Annotated in this window: 26 protein-coding genes; 12 read left to right on the forward strand and 14 right to left on the reverse strand. The window is 70.6% G+C overall.

Annotated elements, in window-relative coordinates:
* Window positions 1-214: 214 nt before the first annotated feature.
* On the reverse strand, window positions 215-535 hold the full coding sequence (locus HUW36_RS01365) for a hypothetical protein (RefSeq protein ID WP_174526394.1): 321 nt from the start codon (window positions 533-535) through the stop codon (window positions 215-217).
* A gap of 25 nt (window positions 536-560) precedes the next feature.
* On the opposite strand from HUW36_RS01365, the gene HUW36_RS01370 reads away from it, so the two are divergent.
* The 4 genes from HUW36_RS01370 to HUW36_RS01385 all read left to right on the forward strand — a co-directional run bounded on the left by HUW36_RS01370 (window position 561) and on the right by HUW36_RS01385 (window position 2,239).
* Window positions 561-806, forward strand: a complete 246-nt coding sequence (locus tag HUW36_RS01370; RefSeq protein WP_174526395.1) for a hypothetical protein — start codon at window positions 561-563, stop codon at window positions 804-806.
* A gap of 303 nt (window positions 807-1,109) precedes the next feature.
* Window positions 1,110-1,403, forward strand: a complete 294-nt coding sequence (locus HUW36_RS01375) for a holin (RefSeq protein WP_174526396.1) — start codon at window positions 1,110-1,112, stop codon at window positions 1,401-1,403.
* The gene (locus HUW36_RS01380; protein ID WP_246247779.1) at window positions 1,400-1,999 is read left to right on the forward strand and encodes a C40 family peptidase; all 600 of its coding nucleotides are present in this window, start codon (window positions 1,400-1,402) and stop codon (window positions 1,997-1,999) included. Before HUW36_RS01375 ends, HUW36_RS01380 begins: the two co-directional genes overlap by 4 nt.
* 69 nt (window positions 2,000-2,068) lie before the next feature.
* A complete protein-coding gene (locus tag HUW36_RS01385; protein WP_174526398.1) occupies window positions 2,069-2,239 on the forward strand; it encodes a hypothetical protein in 171 nt (56 codons plus the stop codon).
* Window positions 2,240-2,379: 140 nt separating this feature from the next.
* Here the strand turns inward: HUW36_RS01385 and HUW36_RS01390 are convergent, their stop codons facing one another.
* The 9 genes from HUW36_RS01390 to HUW36_RS01430 all read right to left on the reverse strand — a co-directional run bounded on the left by HUW36_RS01390 (window position 2,380) and on the right by HUW36_RS01430 (window position 7,013).
* On the reverse strand, window positions 2,380-2,580 hold the full coding sequence (locus HUW36_RS01390; protein ID WP_174526399.1) for a hypothetical protein: 201 nt from the start codon (window positions 2,578-2,580) through the stop codon (window positions 2,380-2,382).
* A complete protein-coding gene (locus tag HUW36_RS01395; protein ID WP_174526400.1) occupies window positions 2,577-2,804 on the reverse strand; it encodes a hypothetical protein in 228 nt (75 codons plus the stop codon). Before HUW36_RS01395 ends, HUW36_RS01390 begins: the two co-directional genes overlap by 4 nt.
* A gap of 15 nt (window positions 2,805-2,819) precedes the next feature.
* The gene (locus HUW36_RS01400; RefSeq protein ID WP_174526401.1) at window positions 2,820-3,842 is read right to left on the reverse strand and encodes a hypothetical protein; all 1,023 of its coding nucleotides are present in this window, start codon (window positions 3,840-3,842) and stop codon (window positions 2,820-2,822) included.
* A gap of 91 nt (window positions 3,843-3,933) precedes the next feature.
* Window positions 3,934-4,239 (reverse strand): hypothetical protein, encoded by a 306-nt coding sequence (locus HUW36_RS01405; RefSeq protein WP_174526402.1) that lies wholly within the window; start codon window positions 4,237-4,239, stop codon window positions 3,934-3,936.
* Window positions 4,240-4,818, reverse strand: a complete 579-nt coding sequence (locus tag HUW36_RS01410) for a DUF6221 family protein (protein ID WP_174526403.1) — start codon at window positions 4,816-4,818, stop codon at window positions 4,240-4,242. It lies immediately after the preceding gene.
* On the reverse strand, window positions 4,815-4,985 hold the full coding sequence (locus HUW36_RS01415) for a hypothetical protein (protein WP_174526404.1): 171 nt from the start codon (window positions 4,983-4,985) through the stop codon (window positions 4,815-4,817). Before HUW36_RS01415 ends, HUW36_RS01410 begins: the two co-directional genes overlap by 4 nt.
* A complete protein-coding gene (locus HUW36_RS01420) occupies window positions 4,978-5,235 on the reverse strand; it encodes a hypothetical protein (RefSeq protein ID WP_174526405.1) in 258 nt (85 codons plus the stop codon). Before HUW36_RS01420 ends, HUW36_RS01415 begins: the two co-directional genes overlap by 8 nt.
* A gap of 15 nt (window positions 5,236-5,250) precedes the next feature.
* Window positions 5,251-6,642, reverse strand: coding sequence for a hypothetical protein (locus HUW36_RS01425; protein ID WP_174526406.1), 1,392 nt, complete (start codon window positions 6,640-6,642; stop codon window positions 5,251-5,253).
* Window positions 6,639-7,013, reverse strand: coding sequence for a hypothetical protein (locus HUW36_RS01430; RefSeq protein WP_174526407.1), 375 nt, complete (start codon window positions 7,011-7,013; stop codon window positions 6,639-6,641). The genes HUW36_RS01425 and HUW36_RS01430 overlap by 4 nt, the downstream gene beginning before the upstream one ends.
* A 75-nt stretch (window positions 7,014-7,088) precedes the next feature.
* On the opposite strand from HUW36_RS01430, the gene HUW36_RS01435 reads away from it, so the two are divergent.
* A complete protein-coding gene (locus HUW36_RS01435; protein ID WP_174526408.1) occupies window positions 7,089-7,775 on the forward strand; it encodes an HNH endonuclease family protein in 687 nt (228 codons plus the stop codon).
* Window positions 7,776-7,896: 121 nt separating this feature from the next.
* On the opposite strand, the gene HUW36_RS01440 is transcribed toward HUW36_RS01435, so the two are convergent.
* On the reverse strand, window positions 7,897-8,256 hold the full coding sequence (locus HUW36_RS01440) for a hypothetical protein (RefSeq protein ID WP_174526409.1): 360 nt from the start codon (window positions 8,254-8,256) through the stop codon (window positions 7,897-7,899).
* Window positions 8,240-9,172, reverse strand: a complete 933-nt coding sequence (locus HUW36_RS01445) for a tyrosine-type recombinase/integrase (protein WP_174526410.1) — start codon at window positions 9,170-9,172, stop codon at window positions 8,240-8,242. The genes HUW36_RS01440 and HUW36_RS01445 overlap by 17 nt, the downstream gene beginning before the upstream one ends.
* 445 nt (window positions 9,173-9,617) lie before the next feature.
* Here HUW36_RS01445 and HUW36_RS01450 point away from each other — a divergent pair, with 445 nt between their 5' ends.
* The gene (locus HUW36_RS01450; RefSeq protein ID WP_174526411.1) at window positions 9,618-10,268 is read left to right on the forward strand and encodes a YozE family protein; all 651 of its coding nucleotides are present in this window, start codon (window positions 9,618-9,620) and stop codon (window positions 10,266-10,268) included.
* Window positions 10,269-10,426: 158 nt separating this feature from the next.
* Here HUW36_RS01450 and HUW36_RS01455 read toward each other — a convergent pair whose 3' ends face one another.
* Window positions 10,427-10,636 carry a DUF397 domain-containing protein gene (locus tag HUW36_RS01455; protein ID WP_174526457.1) on the reverse strand — a complete coding sequence of 70 codons (210 nt, stop codon included), beginning with the start codon at window positions 10,634-10,636 and terminating at the stop codon, window positions 10,427-10,429.
* A 20-nt stretch (window positions 10,637-10,656) separates the two neighbouring features.
* Complete coding sequence (locus HUW36_RS01460; protein ID WP_174526412.1) at window positions 10,657-11,511, reverse strand: helix-turn-helix domain-containing protein; 855 nt, start codon at window positions 11,509-11,511, stop codon at window positions 10,657-10,659.
* Between the two features lie 227 nt (window positions 11,512-11,738).
* On the opposite strand from HUW36_RS01460, the gene HUW36_RS01465 reads away from it, so the two are divergent.
* The 6 genes from HUW36_RS01465 to HUW36_RS01490 all read left to right on the forward strand — a co-directional run bounded on the left by HUW36_RS01465 (window position 11,739) and on the right by HUW36_RS01490 (window position 16,531).
* On the forward strand, window positions 11,739-12,368 hold the full coding sequence (locus tag HUW36_RS01465; protein ID WP_174526413.1) for a GOLPH3/VPS74 family protein: 630 nt from the start codon (window positions 11,739-11,741) through the stop codon (window positions 12,366-12,368).
* A gap of 68 nt (window positions 12,369-12,436) precedes the next feature.
* Window positions 12,437-13,909: an APC family permease gene (locus HUW36_RS01470; protein ID WP_246247781.1), complete on the forward strand. Its 1,473-nt coding sequence runs from the start codon at window positions 12,437-12,439 to the stop codon at window positions 13,907-13,909.
* The gene (locus HUW36_RS01475) at window positions 13,906-14,550 is read left to right on the forward strand and encodes a GNAT family N-acetyltransferase (RefSeq protein WP_174526414.1); all 645 of its coding nucleotides are present in this window, start codon (window positions 13,906-13,908) and stop codon (window positions 14,548-14,550) included. Before HUW36_RS01470 ends, HUW36_RS01475 begins: the two co-directional genes overlap by 4 nt.
* 334 nt (window positions 14,551-14,884) lie before the next feature.
* The gene (locus HUW36_RS01480) at window positions 14,885-15,124 is read left to right on the forward strand and encodes a DUF397 domain-containing protein (protein WP_174526415.1); all 240 of its coding nucleotides are present in this window, start codon (window positions 14,885-14,887) and stop codon (window positions 15,122-15,124) included.
* Between the two features lie 58 nt (window positions 15,125-15,182).
* Complete coding sequence (locus tag HUW36_RS01485; protein ID WP_174526416.1) at window positions 15,183-15,608, forward strand: hypothetical protein; 426 nt, start codon at window positions 15,183-15,185, stop codon at window positions 15,606-15,608.
* Between the two features lie 17 nt (window positions 15,609-15,625).
* The gene (locus HUW36_RS01490) at window positions 15,626-16,531 is read left to right on the forward strand and encodes a cupin domain-containing protein (RefSeq protein ID WP_246247783.1); all 906 of its coding nucleotides are present in this window, start codon (window positions 15,626-15,628) and stop codon (window positions 16,529-16,531) included.
* Window positions 16,532-16,550 lie beyond the last annotated feature (19 nt).

The raw sequence follows: 16,550 nt of genomic DNA on the forward strand, positions 1-16,550 counted from the left end.
GGCTCCGCAGCCGACTCGGCGCGGATCGGCCGGCGGCACGAATCCGGGGTCGCCTCCGGCTCCCGAGCCACCCCCGCGGCCCGCGCCGACCCCCGCGCCCAACCCTCCGCCGGCGCCCGAGCCGGACGACGGGCTGATCTGCCTGCCGCTGCTCGGCTGCGTGCTGTAGGGATTCAGGCTTCGCGCCCTTTCCTTGAACCCCCAGCCGCGAGGTTCAGGGTTCCCGGAACCACTCGCCGCCTCGCCGCGCCCACCCGGGCGCGGTGGGGCGGCCGTCCGGGCCCAGCTCGGCCGGAACCTCGCGCCAGCTGTCCCGAACCTCCTTGAGTACCTCGGCTACCTCCAAGGCGACGGCCTCGGTGGCGTACGCCCTGGCGTACGACGCCCGCTCGGCGAACCACCAGCCGCTCGGGAGGCGGCCGACGTAGACGTGCAGCGAGTCCGAGGCGGACGTGTGGCCGCTCTGCCACGCCCTAATCCGTCGCGCGCCTGGATGCTCCCAGACCCGGATCAGCTGCCCCTCTTCCATCTCCATCCTCACACCGTACGAGAGGGAGCCCATGACCCCGTCCGTCGGCCGCATCGTCCACTACGTCTCCTACGGCACCCCCGGCGGCGAGTTCACCTCGCGGTGCCGGGCGGCCATCGTCACGGACGTCGGCTTCGAGAATCGGCTCGGCCTGGCCGTGCTCAACCCCACCGGGATGTTCTTCCACTCCCTCGCCGAGGGCGGCTGCCTTCATCACGACGGCGACGGCAAGGGCACCTACCCGGGTGGCACCTGGCACTGGCCCGAGCGGGTCTGAGAAGCAGAAGAGCCCCGGCGTAAGCCAGGGCTCCTCTTGCGATCCGACGTTCGTCGCGATCCTCGACCCCGAAGGGCCGCACCCCCGCGTACGCGGGGAACCATCCGCAGCTCAAGCCAGACATCTGCCAGGCAAGGGTCACCCCCACATACGTGGGGAGCAGTGCATTGACCCAGCGTGCTTACGGATCACCCCCGCGTGCGCGGGGACGCCCTCACCATACCGCGCACCCGGTCGCCCGGGAAGTGTCCGCTGCCCGACACCCCGGGCCGGCTCGCGCGACGCCTGCCCCGAAGGAGATCCATGGACGACGGACCGCAGCACGCCGCGCCGCCGGCGCCCGTCGAGCGCAAGGTCCACGCCGCGGCGACCGGAGCCGGCGCCGGCGTCGTACTCGCCCAGCTCGTCTGCTGGGTGCTCGACAACTACGCGCTCACCCCCGGAGTGACCGGCGACCTGCCGTCCGAGGTGTCCGTGGCCGTACCTCTGGCCGTCGCGTACGCGACCGCCTGGATCGCCGGCTACAAGGCGCGCCACACCCCTCGGCCCGACCTGGCTGCCCGCCGGCCCCGCACGAACGAGGGGGAATGGCAGTGAGTGACCCCGACGCGGTCGGCCTGATGGACCTGCAGCCCGGCGACATCGGGTTCGGCCCCATTGACGGAGCTGTCGGCCTGTTCGTGGGCTTCGGTCAGGCCATCCTGGGTGACGACTCGCGCTTCCGGCACGTCTTCGTTGTGACGAAGGCCGGCCAGCTCGGCCCCAACGGCCTGCCCGCCGAGGCCCCCGAGGTCGTCGAAGCGATGCCGTCGGGTGCTCGGGTGGCCAGCGCCGCCGATCGGTGGAGCGACCGCTACGTCTACGTGCGCCTGGAGGCGTACCCGCAGGAGGTGCGCGACCAGGTCGCTTACCACGCCCTGCAGATGGCCGGCACGCCCTACGGCTTCTCCGACTATCTGGCGCTCGCGCTGAAGCGGCTGGGGATCCGGCTGCGCCTGCTCGACAACTGGATCAGCCGCGTCGACCCCTACGGCTACCCGGTCCGGGCGATCTGCAGCCAGCTGGCCGACGCCGCATGCACCCGAGCCGGCATCAAGGTCTTCCGGGATGGTCGGCTCAGCCAGGATGTCATCCCGGGGGCGCTGTTCTACCAGCTGCTGCGCATCGGCGGGAAGGCGCTCTGGCCCTCCTGAATGGCGGGACGTGGGCGTGGCCCTACACTTCGGCCTGCCCAGGCGACACCGACCCCCGGAGGCCAACCGATGGAAGCATTTGCCGCATTTCTGCTGATCGCAGCCTCGTTCTGCGCCGTACTCAGAGGCTTCGGCTTCGGCAAGGCGAAGGCGGACGGCGGCTTCGACCTCGGATGGATCGCTGTCGCCCTGTTCATCACCGGCGCGTTCACCCTTCCCGCGGTCGCCGCCAGCTCCTGACCGGCCACCCTGGACTCACGGCTCGCCTTCCCAACGGGACTTGTGGCGAGACTCCTCCTTGACGACAGGCGAGCCTCAACGACCGGCCCCTGCCTCCTCGCGCGACGCGAGGTGGCGGGGGCCGTTTTGTCGTTGAGGGGCTACAGCTTGCGCGCTCGGCGCTCCACGTCTCGGATCCTGTCCTCCATCATCCGCCGCCGCCCGGCCTCGACCTCGCGGTTGATCGAGCGCACCTCGGAGAGAGTCTTGGCGAACCACCAGGCGACGCCGAACACGATCACGAGCACCTCGATGGCCGCGATGATCAGGCCGATGACCGTCACCCAATCCCAGACATTCACCGCTGAACCACCTCTCCTACGACGACCTGGTTGTTGAACCGGAACCCGAGCCGCCCCGGGCCCTCGCACGGTGCCTTCCCGGCCCGACTCGGGCCGCGCAGCGCCGTGCTCACCGCGCGGCAGCAGACCTTGCAGTAGATGACCTCGGCGACCAGGCGCTCCTCGTCGCTCTCGGGCAGGTGCGAGCGATGTACGCCTGCCGTCCGAAACCCCCGGTCAGCCATGCCCCGCGACGACCCTCACCTCGCGGGCCCGTCCGCCTCGGCCGCCGCAGCCGTGGTGGTCGCCCACTCGGGAAGGCCGCCCGCGCGCCGGCGCCCCTTCGGCCGGACCTGCTTGGCGAGCAGCTGGGTCCACTCGCGGTACTCCTCCTCGGTGTAGAGGCGGCTGCAGGCGTCGCACTCGATGTACTCGCTGCCCGGGCGCCGCACCAGCTGGGAGACGTCGTCGCAGCCTTCGGTGCGGCACAGCACGCCCCACATGACCTGCGGCAGCGGCTCGCTCTCGCCGAGCGCCCGGTACAGCTCGGTGCGCAGATGGCGGATCTCCCGCGCGTGCTCGGCGATGGCCGGGTGCCGGTCGCAGGCCGCCGTGGAGCGGACGAGCAGCCAGTCGGTCAGCAGCGGCACCGTGGGCACCGGAAGCCGCTCGTCGGGGAAGAGGCTGTCCCGCCAGTCGCGCACGATCTCGTCGAGGACCGTGGCGACGGACTGCTTGCCGGTCTGGTCGCCGGCGGCCACCATCACCGCACTGCCGTCGTCGTCGAGCACCGGGCGGCGGCGGGTGGCGGGGTAGACCTCCTCGGCGACCTGCGGACCCTCTGGCCCGGCCACGATCCGGCGGTGAATGACCGTGCCGTGCTCGACGCGCGTTGCCGGGACCATGGTGTCGCGGACCCCTCCGGAGCGGGCCGGGGCGAGCAGGTCGACGATGTCGGGGTTGATGGGCAGCTGGCGTTCCCGGGAGCCGGACACGCTCGGCTGCGCGGACCGGGCCGGCGTAGGGGCCATCCCGCCGAACACGGAGGTCGGGTCGGCGCGGCGCAGCCCGATGAACTCGCCCTGGCTGTCGTAGGCCTCGTAGGTGCGGTCGTCGACGTCAGGAGCCTCGGGGTTGGCCAGGCGCAGGAACAGATCCCGCACGTCGACGATCTCGCCGTCCAGGCGGCGCCGGCAGCCGTCGTCGGCCTGGGCGCGCTCGTACTGCCGCGGCTCGGCGTCGCGCCGGTAGACGGCGCACAGCACGCAGGCGTGCTCGATCACGGTTCTCTCCGATCGGTGCCGGTAGGGTTGGTCAAGATCCAGCGCGAAGGATCGTCGGCGGGCGTCCTGGGGGGTCGGGGCGCCCGCCCGCTCATCGCTCGGACTCGCGCAGGTGGCGGTAGAGGTCACGCAGCGCGCGTCGCCGCGTCCAGCCGTGGCCGCACCGGTGGCCGCGGGTCCGGTGCTCGGCGAGGTAGCCCTTGAACGCGTTCCTCGCCGCACGCCAGTTGCGGGTGCGGATGTTGTGGGCGATGTAGCCGAACTCCCACCAGAGCTTCCCCATCGCCCAGCGGGCGAGCTGGGGCTGCCGGGAGCGCAGCGCCCGGCCGAGGCGGAGCAGCTCGGCGAGCACGCCGACGGGGTAGACGTCGATCAGCGGCCGGCGGGTGTGCATCACTCAGTCCTCCTCAATCAGCGGGGGGTGGCAGGCGCAGGTATACGCCGGCGGAAACAGCCGCTCCGGGCACCACCGGGCCCGCCAGGCGGGGTGATCCTCGTGCTTGCGGCCTTCGAGCATCAGCGCGTACGTCAGGGCCCAGATCCGGCCGCGCAGCATCCAGCCCTCGGCGCGGGTCTGCTCGGTCATCGTGTGGTCCTGAGGCTTCTCCTCCGGCAGGGCCACCAGGGCGCTGAGCAGCTCCGCGTTGCTGTCGCGCCGGCGGATCTCCCTGTGCCAGCGTCCGAGCAGCTGCCGGGCGGCGGCCACCTCGCGCAGGGTCCGGTACGGGGAGTGTTCGGCGATGTGCCGGGCGACCGGGCGGTCCCCGTATGCCTCGGCCACCAGGCGCTCCGGCTCGCCGGCGTCGTTCATCGCCACCACCGTGCAGTGATCGAACGTCTCGTCGTCGAGGTCGTCGCCGCAGCGCCACACCATCGGCCGGTCGGCGGCGGCGAGCCGGGCCACCAGCTCGGTCTCGTCGAGGCGCCGGGTGACGAACTCCAGCAGCGCGGTGATCTCGTCCTCGTGCCGGCTCACCCGTCGGGGTCCTGCATCAGCCGGTCGACGCACACCTCCACGTGCGCGTCGTCGCGGCGCACGCACGACCAGGTGGCCTCGTCGAGAATGCACTCCTCGACGTCGAGCCGCAGGTATAGCACAGCGCGGTCGAGCATGCCGCCGGCGTTGAACTCCGGCTCACCCACGGAACGCCACGACCATCTGGTGCTCGCGGACGCTGCGCACCTCGCCGTGCATGACCGAGCGCCGCAGGGCGGTGGCCCGGTCCTCGGTGGTGGCGTAGCCGAGGAGGGTGTGCGCGCCGTCCTGGCCGAGGACGACCAGGTCCTCGCGGGTGTCGTTGGGCCCCAGGATCGTGCCGGGCGCCGGCGGGGTGTCGAAGCGCAGCCGGCCGGCGACGTGTCGCTGCTGGCCGGCGTATTCAGTCATGCTCATGGGGTCCTCCTGTGGTTACCGGCTGCGCCGGGGGTCGATGCGCTGCGGCGCCCGCTTCTCGCGCTGCGGGCCATGGGTGCGGTTCTTCTTCGCCTCGATCGCCCGCAGCATCGGGTTGTCGGTGCGGCGCCCGAGTGCCGCGAGCGGCTGGACCAGGTGCTGCACCGGGATCCGGAGCTGGGCCATCGCGGCCCGGGCTGCGGCGACCGCGCGCTGAAACGAGTCGAAGTCGAACCTGACGGGGAGGTCGACGGCCCGGGCGGACCGGTGATAGCCGGCCGGTTCGGCCGGCCACTCGAAGCCGTCGCCGTCGGTGGTGCCCACCTCTCGCCATCCGACCTCGCCCGCGCTGGTCCCCAGCGGCGCGACCCACACCGTGCCGTGCCCGGCGGATCGGGCCCGTTCGGCGAACTCCCGCACGTCGGCAAGCGGGTTGGAGCGAGAATCGCTCCAGGGCAGGCGCACGCTGGTGGCGAGGAGCGCCTCCATCTCCCGCCAGATCGCGTCGAGGCTGTCGTGGCGGTCGAGCTGACGCTCGGGCAGCGCGTAGTGCACCATCTCCCGGCCGTAGCCCAGGCGCAGGTGCAGCCCGTCAAGCTCGGCGAACCGCTCGACCGTGGCCGTCACGTCCGCGCTGCTCACGTGGGTGCCGCAGTCGCACGTCCAGCGGGACTGCACCGACCCGTCCGCCATCAGGCGGCCCTCGGCGTTGATCGGCGTGCCGCGCCGCCCGCAGCCGGTGCAGCGAATCCGGTAGAGGAACGGGTGGTCGTAGGTCAGCGCGGTCGCGTCGAGCCGCTGGCCGTTCCCGAGCATCCTGGTGGCTCCGCCGACGCTGGCGAACACCTCACCGAGCCGGCGGTCGGCGTCGCTCTCGTCCTCGTCCAGCTCGAACCGGTGGTGCTCGTAGTCCAGGCCAGCGGGCCAGGCCACGCGCAGCGGGTACATCTCCTCGACCGTCGCCACCTCGCCGTCGACAAGGCAGACCTGATCGTCCTCGTCGCGGGTGTAGTCGTGCACGGTGATCGAGGTGGGCGTGGTGATGATCGGGTAGCCCTCGGCGACGCGCATCGGGTCGATCCCGTTGGCGCGCAGCCACTCGACGATCCGCGCCCGGCGCTCCTCGCCCTCCTCGCGCTCCCTGCGGCGCGGGCTCAGCTCGGCGACCCGCCGGCGAAGCCGCTCGATGGGGTTCTCGGCGCGCTGGCGGCGCATCTCCTCCGCCCGCTCCGGCTCGCCTTCGGCGATGGCCTGCTGCTGCAGATGCCAGCTGGTCTGGCAGTCCGGGCCGGCGAAGTAGGGGCTTGGGTCGCCGGGGAAGAGGTGCCGCCCGCACCCGCACGCGCACAGCTCCTCGCGGGTGGCTTCCACCGCGGCGTCGATGTGGCCCAGGACGTCGTCGCTCACGGCCGCCGCCACATGGTGCTGTGGCCGTACGGCATCACGGCCAGATAGCCGGGTCGGTCGAAGTACGGGATGCCGAGGTAGAGCATCGCCATCCAGCCGATGAAGGACGTGCGCTCGTTCTTGTCCTGGTACTGCCCGCTAGCCAGGCCGAGCAGGAGAGCCCTGCTCCGCGTCTCGCGCAGCGCCTGCTTCTGCGCGCACGTACACCACTGCGGGCCGACGAGCAGGTGGGCGTCATCCTGCGTCGCGGCGAGGCGTCGCGCCTGGCAGCTGTCGGCGTGGTCCGCGGCGGCCGAGAGCTGGTCGGCCTCGATCTGCTGCTGCAGCCAGGCGGCGAGCGTCGGCCCCGCCGGGGGATGCGGCGTGGTCATGGGGGCGAGGGTGACGATGATCCACAGGTCCGACAATCCAGCGGGGCACGAAAGCGCTGACCGTAGACTGAGGGCATGCCGCCCGGCCGTGCCACGCACCTGCCCACGGTGCGCACCTACACCATCAGCGACTGCCTGGATATCGTCGACCTCGTAGCGGGCCGCTGGGCTCGCAGAATCTTCCGGCTGCACCCGCGCGCAGCGGTGCACGAGCTGGCACCGGAAGGGTTCGCAGTCGCGCTCGACGCCGCCGCCGACATCCCCCTCGACCTGGTTGAACCGGCCGGCGAGAAGGGGTTCCTGGTTCGTGACCAGAACGGGTACTGGCCCACCTACTGGCCAAGCCTCGACACGGCCTTCTACGTCGCCAAGTCGCGGCAGCTGATACGACTACTGCCCCGCGAGGGCCGGGACCTGAATCACTGGATCGCGCCGCCCGTCGCAAGCAAGCCTTACTCGGCGCTGCCCGCTACGAGGAGGCACTTCGCTCACCTGCATCCGGAATCAGCAACCTGGGCCGCAGGGGAATCTCGCATCCGGGGCCACCGCCTCAGCTTCGTCGTCTTCCACGGGGCATGGCCCACGACGGTGGACCACCTCTGCCTGCGGAAACGCTGCGTGAACCCGCTTCACCTGGAGGACACGAGCTGGCGGGAGAACAATGGTCGGAAGTCGTTGACGACGCTGGAGCGCCAACGGCTCGCGAGTGCTGCCGCTGCCCGGTACGAGCGGAACCGGATCCCCCTTTTCGCCGAGCGGTAGGACGCGCCAAGCCGGAACTGCTTTCGGTGCGGCCGTAGATGACCGAACGGGCGGTCACCGGTGTTCCCGGTACCGCCCGCTCGCCCGCTCGGCAGAGAGCCGCTCAGGCCGTTTGCCCAGCTCAGGGCCATTTGGGCGAGGGGAGAGTGGCGAGCACGTCCGCTGGATCGCCCGCCGCGACGACGTGCCGGACGCGCCTGTAGCAGCCGCCGCACAGAGTGACCTCAGACCAGCTGGCCGCCTGCGGGTCTCGACCGAGCTGCCAGCGCGCCCGGCCCGTCATGGCGCCGTAAGCGGGGTTCCGTCCCGCCGGTCTGCAGTCGCAGTCGATGTTGATGCAGTATGCGGTGCTCCCGCCGGCCCAGCCGATCTTGGCGCGGGGGTATCCCTTCCAGCACGCGCAGAGATACAGGAAGCGGCTGTCCGAGGTGCTGTGAATCCGGATCTTCTCGCTGCCGCAGGCTTCACAGGTCGTCGTCATCGTCCATCACCTCCGCGACGGCGGCGGACGTGGCCTCGGCCAGCTCGGCGCTCTCCTCGATCCGCGCCTCGAAGTCGTCGCCCAGGCGGTCGCGCTCCTCGCGGACACGGGCGAGCCGGCGGCCGACCGCGAAGGTCGGCGCGTTCTCCGCCTGGTGCCGGCTGCGGTCGTAGCCCTCGGTGGTCTCCGACTTGGCGTGGCCCATGTCCAGCTGCAGCGCCCGGATCGAGACGCCCTCCTGGATGCTGATGGAGGCGTAGGTGCGGCGCAGGTCGTGCGGCGCGAGGTTGCCGGGGATGCCGGCCGCCGCGCCGAGTCGCCGGACCAGGCGGTACGCGGTCTGGCGGGTGAGCGGTCGCCCATCCTCCGTGGACAGCAGTGTCCGCTTGGCGGTGCGTGCGCCGGCCTGTAGAGCGGGCACCTGCGCGGTGGCCGGCCGGACGGCCAGCCACGCCCGGATTCTCTCGTCGATGTACGAATCCAGGACCTTGGTGATGGTCTTCCCGCCCTTGGCCAGGTACGTGATCTGGGCGCCGTTGTCACCCTCGGCCAGGTAGTCCTCGACCTTGAGGCCGATCGCCTCGGTGACACGCAGGCCGGCGCCCAGCATCAGCGCGATGAGCAGCGCGCTGCGCTCGGGCATCCGGCGCGGGCCGGAGTCGGCCTCGGCGGCATCGAGGAGCGCGAGCGCCTGGGAGTCGTTGAGCGCCCGGCCGGCAGTCCCGGCCTCTCGGCGCTTCGGGCGCTCCCTGGCGCGCAGTCGGTCGACGGGATTGACGTCGATCACCTCGTCGGCGAAGAGCGAGTCGTAGAAGGAGGAGACCGCGGAGACTCGGCGCGCCTGGGTGCCGGAGGCCCGTCCGCTGGAGGCGAGTTCAGCGACCCACCGCTTCAGGTCGGCCTTGCTGATCGACATGGGGTTAATGCCCCACCTGGCACACCATGGGAGGAAAGAGAATGGATCGTGCTTATCAGGGTTTTCGTGCTTGCACTCCCACCTTGGGTACCTGCATCCGAAGATGTCCCATCGGTACTCTTCGCGGGTCTTCGGGTTAGAAAGGCCTCCTGTGAAGTCATACGCCCGATCCACCGCTTCGCGGAACCCGGCCTCCGGCTCATCGACAGAAGTCGCTACCTCGACTGTGCTCACACGTACATCCTAATGGTTGTTAGGTACGCTCGCCACTCTGGACGGTCCATCATTGCCATCCGTGCGCGTTCATGAGCACACCGTGTCCTGAGCGGACGGTGACGCCGGCGGGTACTCTGCGCGATGTTCGTCAAGTCGCCCTTCCGTGCAACGGACGCCGGCGAGATTGCCGGATACTGAAACGACCGACCCATCCCCCGGAGGAGTGCTGATGCGCGAGCCGCGCAAGATCACCCGCGATGACGTCGACCAGGTCCTGGCCGAGCACCCGAAACTGGGCGAATGGGGATACGACCATCCCGATTCGCGCAGGCCGGGCGAATTGGACAAGGCCCGAGCCTCGCTCCGCCGTCAGCTCACCGAGATCCAGGCGGCCTACGACTGGCTGCTGACGTTGCACCCCATCGCGGACGGGAAGCGGTGGCCGACGTCGTACGGGCTCAAGCACGACGGCGAGGAGTCCGGGAAGATGCCCTACGTCACCAACGGGGTGATGATCGTGGCCGCGTTCCTCGCCGACGCGCCGATCCAGATCAACGACGGGCCCAACCCGTCGATCGGCCTGTCGCTGACCGCGCCGCGACCGAAGCCGGCACCCGGCAGCTTCACCGCCTGGCTGGAGCAGTACGAGGACGAGCGGCACCCGATCGGCGACCTGGCGCGCGACGTGCGCGACGACGACACCTGGCCCGTCGACGGGGTCTCCGTCGACGACCGGTGGCCAGCCGAGGCCGGCAGCTACGAGGTCTACCGCAACTACCTGCTCCGAGTGGGCGCCAGCGCCGACGCGCTCGACGTTCTGCGCGAGGCATGGACCGCCTACTCCGGCACCGCGCCGGCCGAGGACGAGGACGAGGACTGACCTCACCCTGTAGCCCTCCGCGCGCTGAGGGTTGATACTGGATGAGCCGAGCATCGCTCGATGAGCAGCCCAGAAGGTCTGCAGAGGGTACGAAGAGGCCCCGTGGCGCTACCTCCGTCACGGGGCCTTTCTTCATGCCGCGAGCGCGGCGGGGGGGGTCAGCCGCTGTAGCGGCCGGCCTTGATGTCAGCGACGAAGCTGGTCCAGTTCGTCTCGCCGAAGAGCAGGACGGGGCCCTGGCCGTTGGCCTTGCTGTCGCGAACGCCCACGCCGTGGCCGGTGCCCTTGTTGGCCTCGACGCAGGCGTTGGCCCCGTCACTCCGGCTGCTCTTGAACCACTTGTCGCTGGGCAGCGTGTTGATGCCCATCACCTACCTACCTCTCCTTGTTACTGCGTGGCCTTGACGATCCCCGCGATCAGCTCGGCGGACTGGCGGTCCGACAGGGCTGCGCCGCGGAGATAGTTCAGGCTCTCCAGGACGCGGGATACGTCCTTGGGGTCTTCAAGGTAAACGCCGCCACCCAGGTTCTCGATGTAGACGATCGGTGGGTCGTCCTCGGCGAACTCGAAGACGCTAAAGCCGGATCCCATCGGATCGTACGCACCGACTGAGAAGGGGATCACCTGCAGGTTGATGTTCGGGCGCTCGCCAACCTCCAGCAGGTGCAACAGCTGCTCCCGCATCACCCCGGGGCCGCCGACCTCCCGTCGGAGCACGGCCTCGTCGATAACTGCCCACAGGGTGGGCGGATTGGGGCGGTCGATGGACTGCTTGCGGCCCATCCGCGCGCTGACCTTGCGCTCGGTCTCGGCACCGTCGACCGTAGGACGCCAGGCGCGGAAGAGTTCGCGGGCGTAGGCCTCGGTCTGCAGCAGGCCCGGAATGAAGGACACCTCGTAGTTGCCGATCGTTGTGGCGTCACTTTCGAGCCCGACGAAGGTCCTTATCGCATCGCTGAGAATGTCGTCGTATTGCTGCCACCATCCTCGCAGTCGGGCATCCCGGGCGAGCTGGACCAACTCCTCCGCTTCCGGGCCATTGACGCCGTAGACGTGCAGCAGCTCGCGAACGTCGCCGGGCTTGACGCCCCGCCGGTTGGTCTCGATGCGGCTCAGCCAGCTTGCGCCGTAGCCGAGCTGCTGGGCGACCTGCTCGCAGCTCAGTCCGCGCGCCTCGCGCAGTTCTCGAAGCTGCTTGGTCAGCCGCCGTCGACGAATGGTCGGGCCGATCGGACTACCCATCATGACCCCCTTTCCCGAGTCCACAGTGCAACCGAGTGAGTCTGCCGGGTCAAGCCTCCCGGATCAAGGCCCGCCATGGCAACCCTCAGATTGGCACCTTGCCACGAGGCTTCGTGCCGTCCATCCTGTTCCGGTCCGCTACCCACGGCGGACCGGCGGCTGCGCAGCGCTACATCAGCGCCCGCTATGTAACGACCCATCACCTTCTGCAGCCTGGGGAAAGGCTCATGTCCCTCGTCGACGACCTCTACTTCCTTGCTCACGACGACGCGACCGGTCGACCGCTGGTCAGCACCGGCGCCACCGCGTACGGGCTCGCCGGCGCCGTGCTCACCGAGCTGCTCATCGAACAGAAGATCGTCGTCGACGCCGAGCGCCAAGTCGCCCCAACAACGAAGCCGACTCCGCCCACCGGGGCGCTGGCTCACCTGTACTTCGACGCCATTCGCAACCAGGAGCAGCACGACCTGCGCACCTGGTTGACCTACCTGAGCCAGAGCGTCTACGACAAGGCGATCGACCGCCTGGTCACCAGCGGGGAGCTGCGCGAGGAGAGCGGCAACGGACTCCTGCGCCGCGCCGTCCGGTTCCGCCCGACCGACATGATGCGCGCCACGAAGCCGTGGATCACGCTCCTGCACCACGCCAAGAACCGCCAGACGCTCGACCTGTACCACCTGGCCCTCGGTGGCCTGGCGGACATGACCGGAGTGCTCGACACCGTGCTGCGCACCGCCGAGCACTCCGACATCGCGCACCTGCGCGCCCAGCTGCCCTACCTCTGGCACCCGGTGCGCGACGTCATCGAAGAGGCGCGGTCGGCCATCGGCGCCGCCGTGCTGTCCCACCGCATGTAACCCCTTCCATCCCCTACCTGGAGCCACCCGTGAGACATTCACCCGCCCCGACGCTTCGACCGGATCCCGTGGCCAGCAGCCTGGCCCGCAACCGGCTGGGCATCCCCGCGGTGCTCTTCTTCGTGCTGTCCGCCGCGGCGCCGCTGACGGTGACCGCCGGCGGCGTCACCGCCGGGTACGCCATCACCGGGCGCACCGGCATGCCGGTGGCCTACCTGGCGGTCGCCGCGATGATCGCCCTGTTCGCGGTCGGCTACGTGTCGATGAGCCGGCACGTGGTCAACGCCGGCGCGTTCTACACCTACATCACCCGCGGCCTCGGCCGGCCGGCCGGCGCCGGCGGCGCGTTCGTAGCCCTGCTCGCCTACAACGCCATGCAGGTCGGCCTCTACGGCGGGTTCGGGGTGGTGCTGTCGCAGTTCCTCGCGAGCCACGCCGGGTGGGACGTGCACTGGCTGGCCAGCGCGCTGATCGGCTGGGTCCTGGTCGCGGCGCTCGGCGTGCTGCGTGTCGACCTCAACGGCCGGGTCCTGGCGTTCCTGCTGATCACCGAATGCGCCGTCGCCGCGGTGTTCAGCGCCGTCATGGTCGGCCACCCCGCCGGCGGGGAGCTGACGTTCTCCACGCTCGCGCCGTCGCACCTGTGGGAGTCCGGAGCCGGCGCCGCGCTGGTCACGGCCATCACGGGATTCGTCGGGATCGAGGCGACTGTGGTGTTCTCCGAGGAGACGAAGGACCCGCGGCGCACCGTCGCGCGGGCGACCTACCTGGCGGTCGGCATCATCGGACTGCTCTACGCCGGCGCCGCCTGGGCGATGTCCGTCGCGACCGGTCCGGACAGGATCGTCGCCCGCGCCACCGAGGACGGCACCCAGCTGCTGTTCAACCTGGTCGGCCCCTACGTCGGCCAGACGGTTGTCACCCTCGGCGAGCTGCTGTTCATCACCAGCTTGTTCGCGGCCCTGCTGAGCTTCCACAACGCGGTCGCCCGCTACGGCTTCGCCCTCGGGCGCGAGCGCGTGCTCCCCGCCGCGCTCGGGCGCACCGGCCGGCAGACCGGCGCCCCGATCGTCGGGTCTCTGAGCCAGACCGCGCTGGCGCTGGTCGTGCTGATCGCGTACGCGGTAGCCGGCGCCGACCCGTACGTGCACCTGTTCTTCTGGGTCACCGTCACCGGCGGGCTGGGCGTCCTGATCCTCATGGTCCTCACCTCGGTCGCCGTGGTGGCCTACTTCGCCTCCCGCAGCCGCGGCGAGAGCCGCTTCCAGGTCGCAGTCGCCCCGGCCGTGGCCGCGATCCTGCTGGGCGCCGTGCTCGTGCTGACGGTGAGCCAGTTCGACGTCCTGCTCGGCGTCGACCCGTCCTCGCCCTGGCGGTGGGTCTTCCCCGCGACCTATCTCGCCGCGGCGGTGATCGGCGTGGCTTGGGCGCTGGTGCTGCGCCAGCGCCGGCCCGACGTCTACCGCGGGATCGGCTACGGCGTCGACGCCGGCACCGAGGCTGCTCGTCAGCAGCCCGCCGTGGCCGGGAGTCGCGCATGAGCGACGTGGCGCGCATCCTTCCGCTGCGCGGCATCCGGCGGGCCACATCCGCGGACCTGAGGGACGTCACCGAGCTGCTGGCCCACGCGTTCCTGCACGCCGGCCCGGTCGCGCCGTGGCTCGTGCCCGACCCGGACGAGCGCCTGGAGGTCTACCTCGGCTACTTCGGGCTGTTCGCCGTCGACGCGTTCGACCGCGGCACCATCGAGATCAACCACGAGATCACGTGCGCCGCCCTTTGGTATCCACCGGACCAGGCCCTGGGCCACCCCGAGAACTACGAGGAGCAGCTGGCCGACATCACGGGCGAGCGACTCGAACGCTTCCAGGTCCTCGACCGGCTGCTCGCCGCCGCGCATCCGCGCGGGCGGCACGAGTACCTCGCGTTCCTCGCCGTGGCGCCGGAGGTCCAGGGCATGGGCCAGGGCAGCCGGATGCTGCGCCACCACCACACCACCATCGACGACCTTGACCTGCCGGCCTACCTGGAGGCCAGCAACGTCGACAACCGGCGGCTGTACGCCCGCCACGGCTACAGCACCACCGGCCGGGTGCAGCTGCCCGACGGCGGACCGACGCTGTTTCCGATGTGGCGTCCGAAGGTGTCGGCGCCGCCACCGGCGGAGGATGCGGGCGAGTAGGTGACGCAACGTGGGCCGGCGGCGCAGCCGGCCCTCCTGATCCCCCGGGGCGGCCCAGGTCCCCACAGGGGCCGCCCCGGGCCCCGCACGTGGTCCGGAGAACGTCGACACGTGACCGGTTTGGCATCTTGCCATGAGGCGCTTTGCCGGCCATCCTGAGACGGTCAGCGCTACGCATCGCGCTGGCATGATCACTCGGCGCAACGGCGCCCCGAGTGGACGCTCGACCTGACCGCCTTCCGTGGAAAGCAGACGGTCAGGCCGAGCCGCAGGTGCACCACGGCGCGGGGACCGAATCCCCGCACAGCGGCACCACCCGGAAGGAGCTTAAGCCATGGAGATCGTCGACCTGTACGGCAGCGACGAGGTCGCCAACGTGCCCCTGCAGAAGATCTGCGGGGGAGGGATCCACAACCTCAACATGGAGTCCTGCGTCGCCGCGGCCGTCCTGCCGGACCGGCCGAACGCCGTCGTCCTGGGCGACTCGAAGCTGGGCGCGGACTCGCCGCGGCTGATCTTCGAGCGGCACGAGCTGGACGCCTTCGTCGCCGACTACGGCGCCGGCAAGATCTGATCCGTCCGAGCTGGCCGCGTGCGCCCGCACGCGGCCAGCTCCACTCAGGGGGTAACGCGTGACCGCAGTGATGCACTGGCATGGATTCGGGCCGTGGCAAGGGGGCCACGAGGTCTTCGAGATGAAGAACGACGCGCTCCGCAGACCTCGCGAGGACTGGGACACCACGACGGTGCCTCCGCTGGAGACCGGGAACTACCTGCTGCGCCGCTCGCAGGCCAGCCGCGAGCGGACCTGGACGCGAGTCGAAGACGCCCTCGACTGGCTCGCCGGCCTGCACGACCAGCACCCGCACGACCCGACGCTCAACTACCCCGACAAGGCCACGCGGCTGAAGCACACCCGCGACGGCCTACTGGGGGGCGCCGACGCCCTGTGGCACTACACCACCAGCATCAGCGCCAACCGCGTCGTCGTGTACGCGGTGATCTGCTGCCCGCATCGGCACCACACGCGCACGCCGTGCCCCCTCCCGCCGCCCTGACCTGCTTGGGAGACGCCATGTCCTTGGAAATGCTCATCGGAGCCGACAACGCCGCCGCCGCGCTGCAGCGCTGGCCCGACCGCCCGTACACCGTGCGGCTGCCCGACGACAGCCCGATCGCGCGCATCATCACACCCCGGGCCGTCCGAGGGTTCCTCGACGCCGGCTGCGGGCCCGCCGGCTACGTCCACATCTACCATCAGGGGGCGGGCCTGCACCCGGCCCGCTTCACCGTCGACGACCGGGTCTCGCCGGCGTCCGTTCAGCTCCTGCTCGACCAGGGCTGCACCATTCAGCTGCGGGAGATGGACCGGTGGTGGCCCCCGCTGGCCGCGATCTGCACGGCGATCCAGACCGAGACCTGCTGCCCGACGTACGCCACGTCGTTCATCACCCCGCCCGGCACGCAGGGCCTGGACTACCACTGGGACCAGAACCTCGGCATCATCGTGCAGCTCGACGGCACGAAGACCTGGGAGCTGTGGAAGCCGCGGGTGGACTCCCCGCACCGCGACCACGCCATGTCGACCCAGACGTGGGACGGCGAGTGGGTGAAGCAGTGGCGGGAGCAGGGTCCGGAGATGGAGTTCGAGCTGCAGCCGGGCGACGTCCTGGTGCTGCCGCGCGGGTGGGTGCACAACCCGCACTCGCGCCGCTCGACGCAGACCAGCGTGCACATGACGTTCGTGCTCAAGGAGCGAAGCCCGGTGTGGGTCGCGGAGCGGCTGGTGGCCAGCGCGGTCAACGACTCCCGCTTCCGGGCCGTCATCCCGCCGGCGGACTTCGCTCCCGAGCGCCTGCCCGCCGTCATCGACAGCGTGCGCTCCCTGATCTCCGACTACCTGGCCACCCTCGACGTCGACCAGCTGGCCAAGGCGCTGCGGTACGCCGGCGAGACCGAGTCGAGCCACAACATCATGTAGGCGGCGCAACGAGGAAGGC

The organism is Micromonospora maritima, assembly GCF_902825405.1.
Lineage (GTDB): Bacteria > Actinomycetota > Actinomycetes > Mycobacteriales > Micromonosporaceae > Micromonospora > Micromonospora maritima.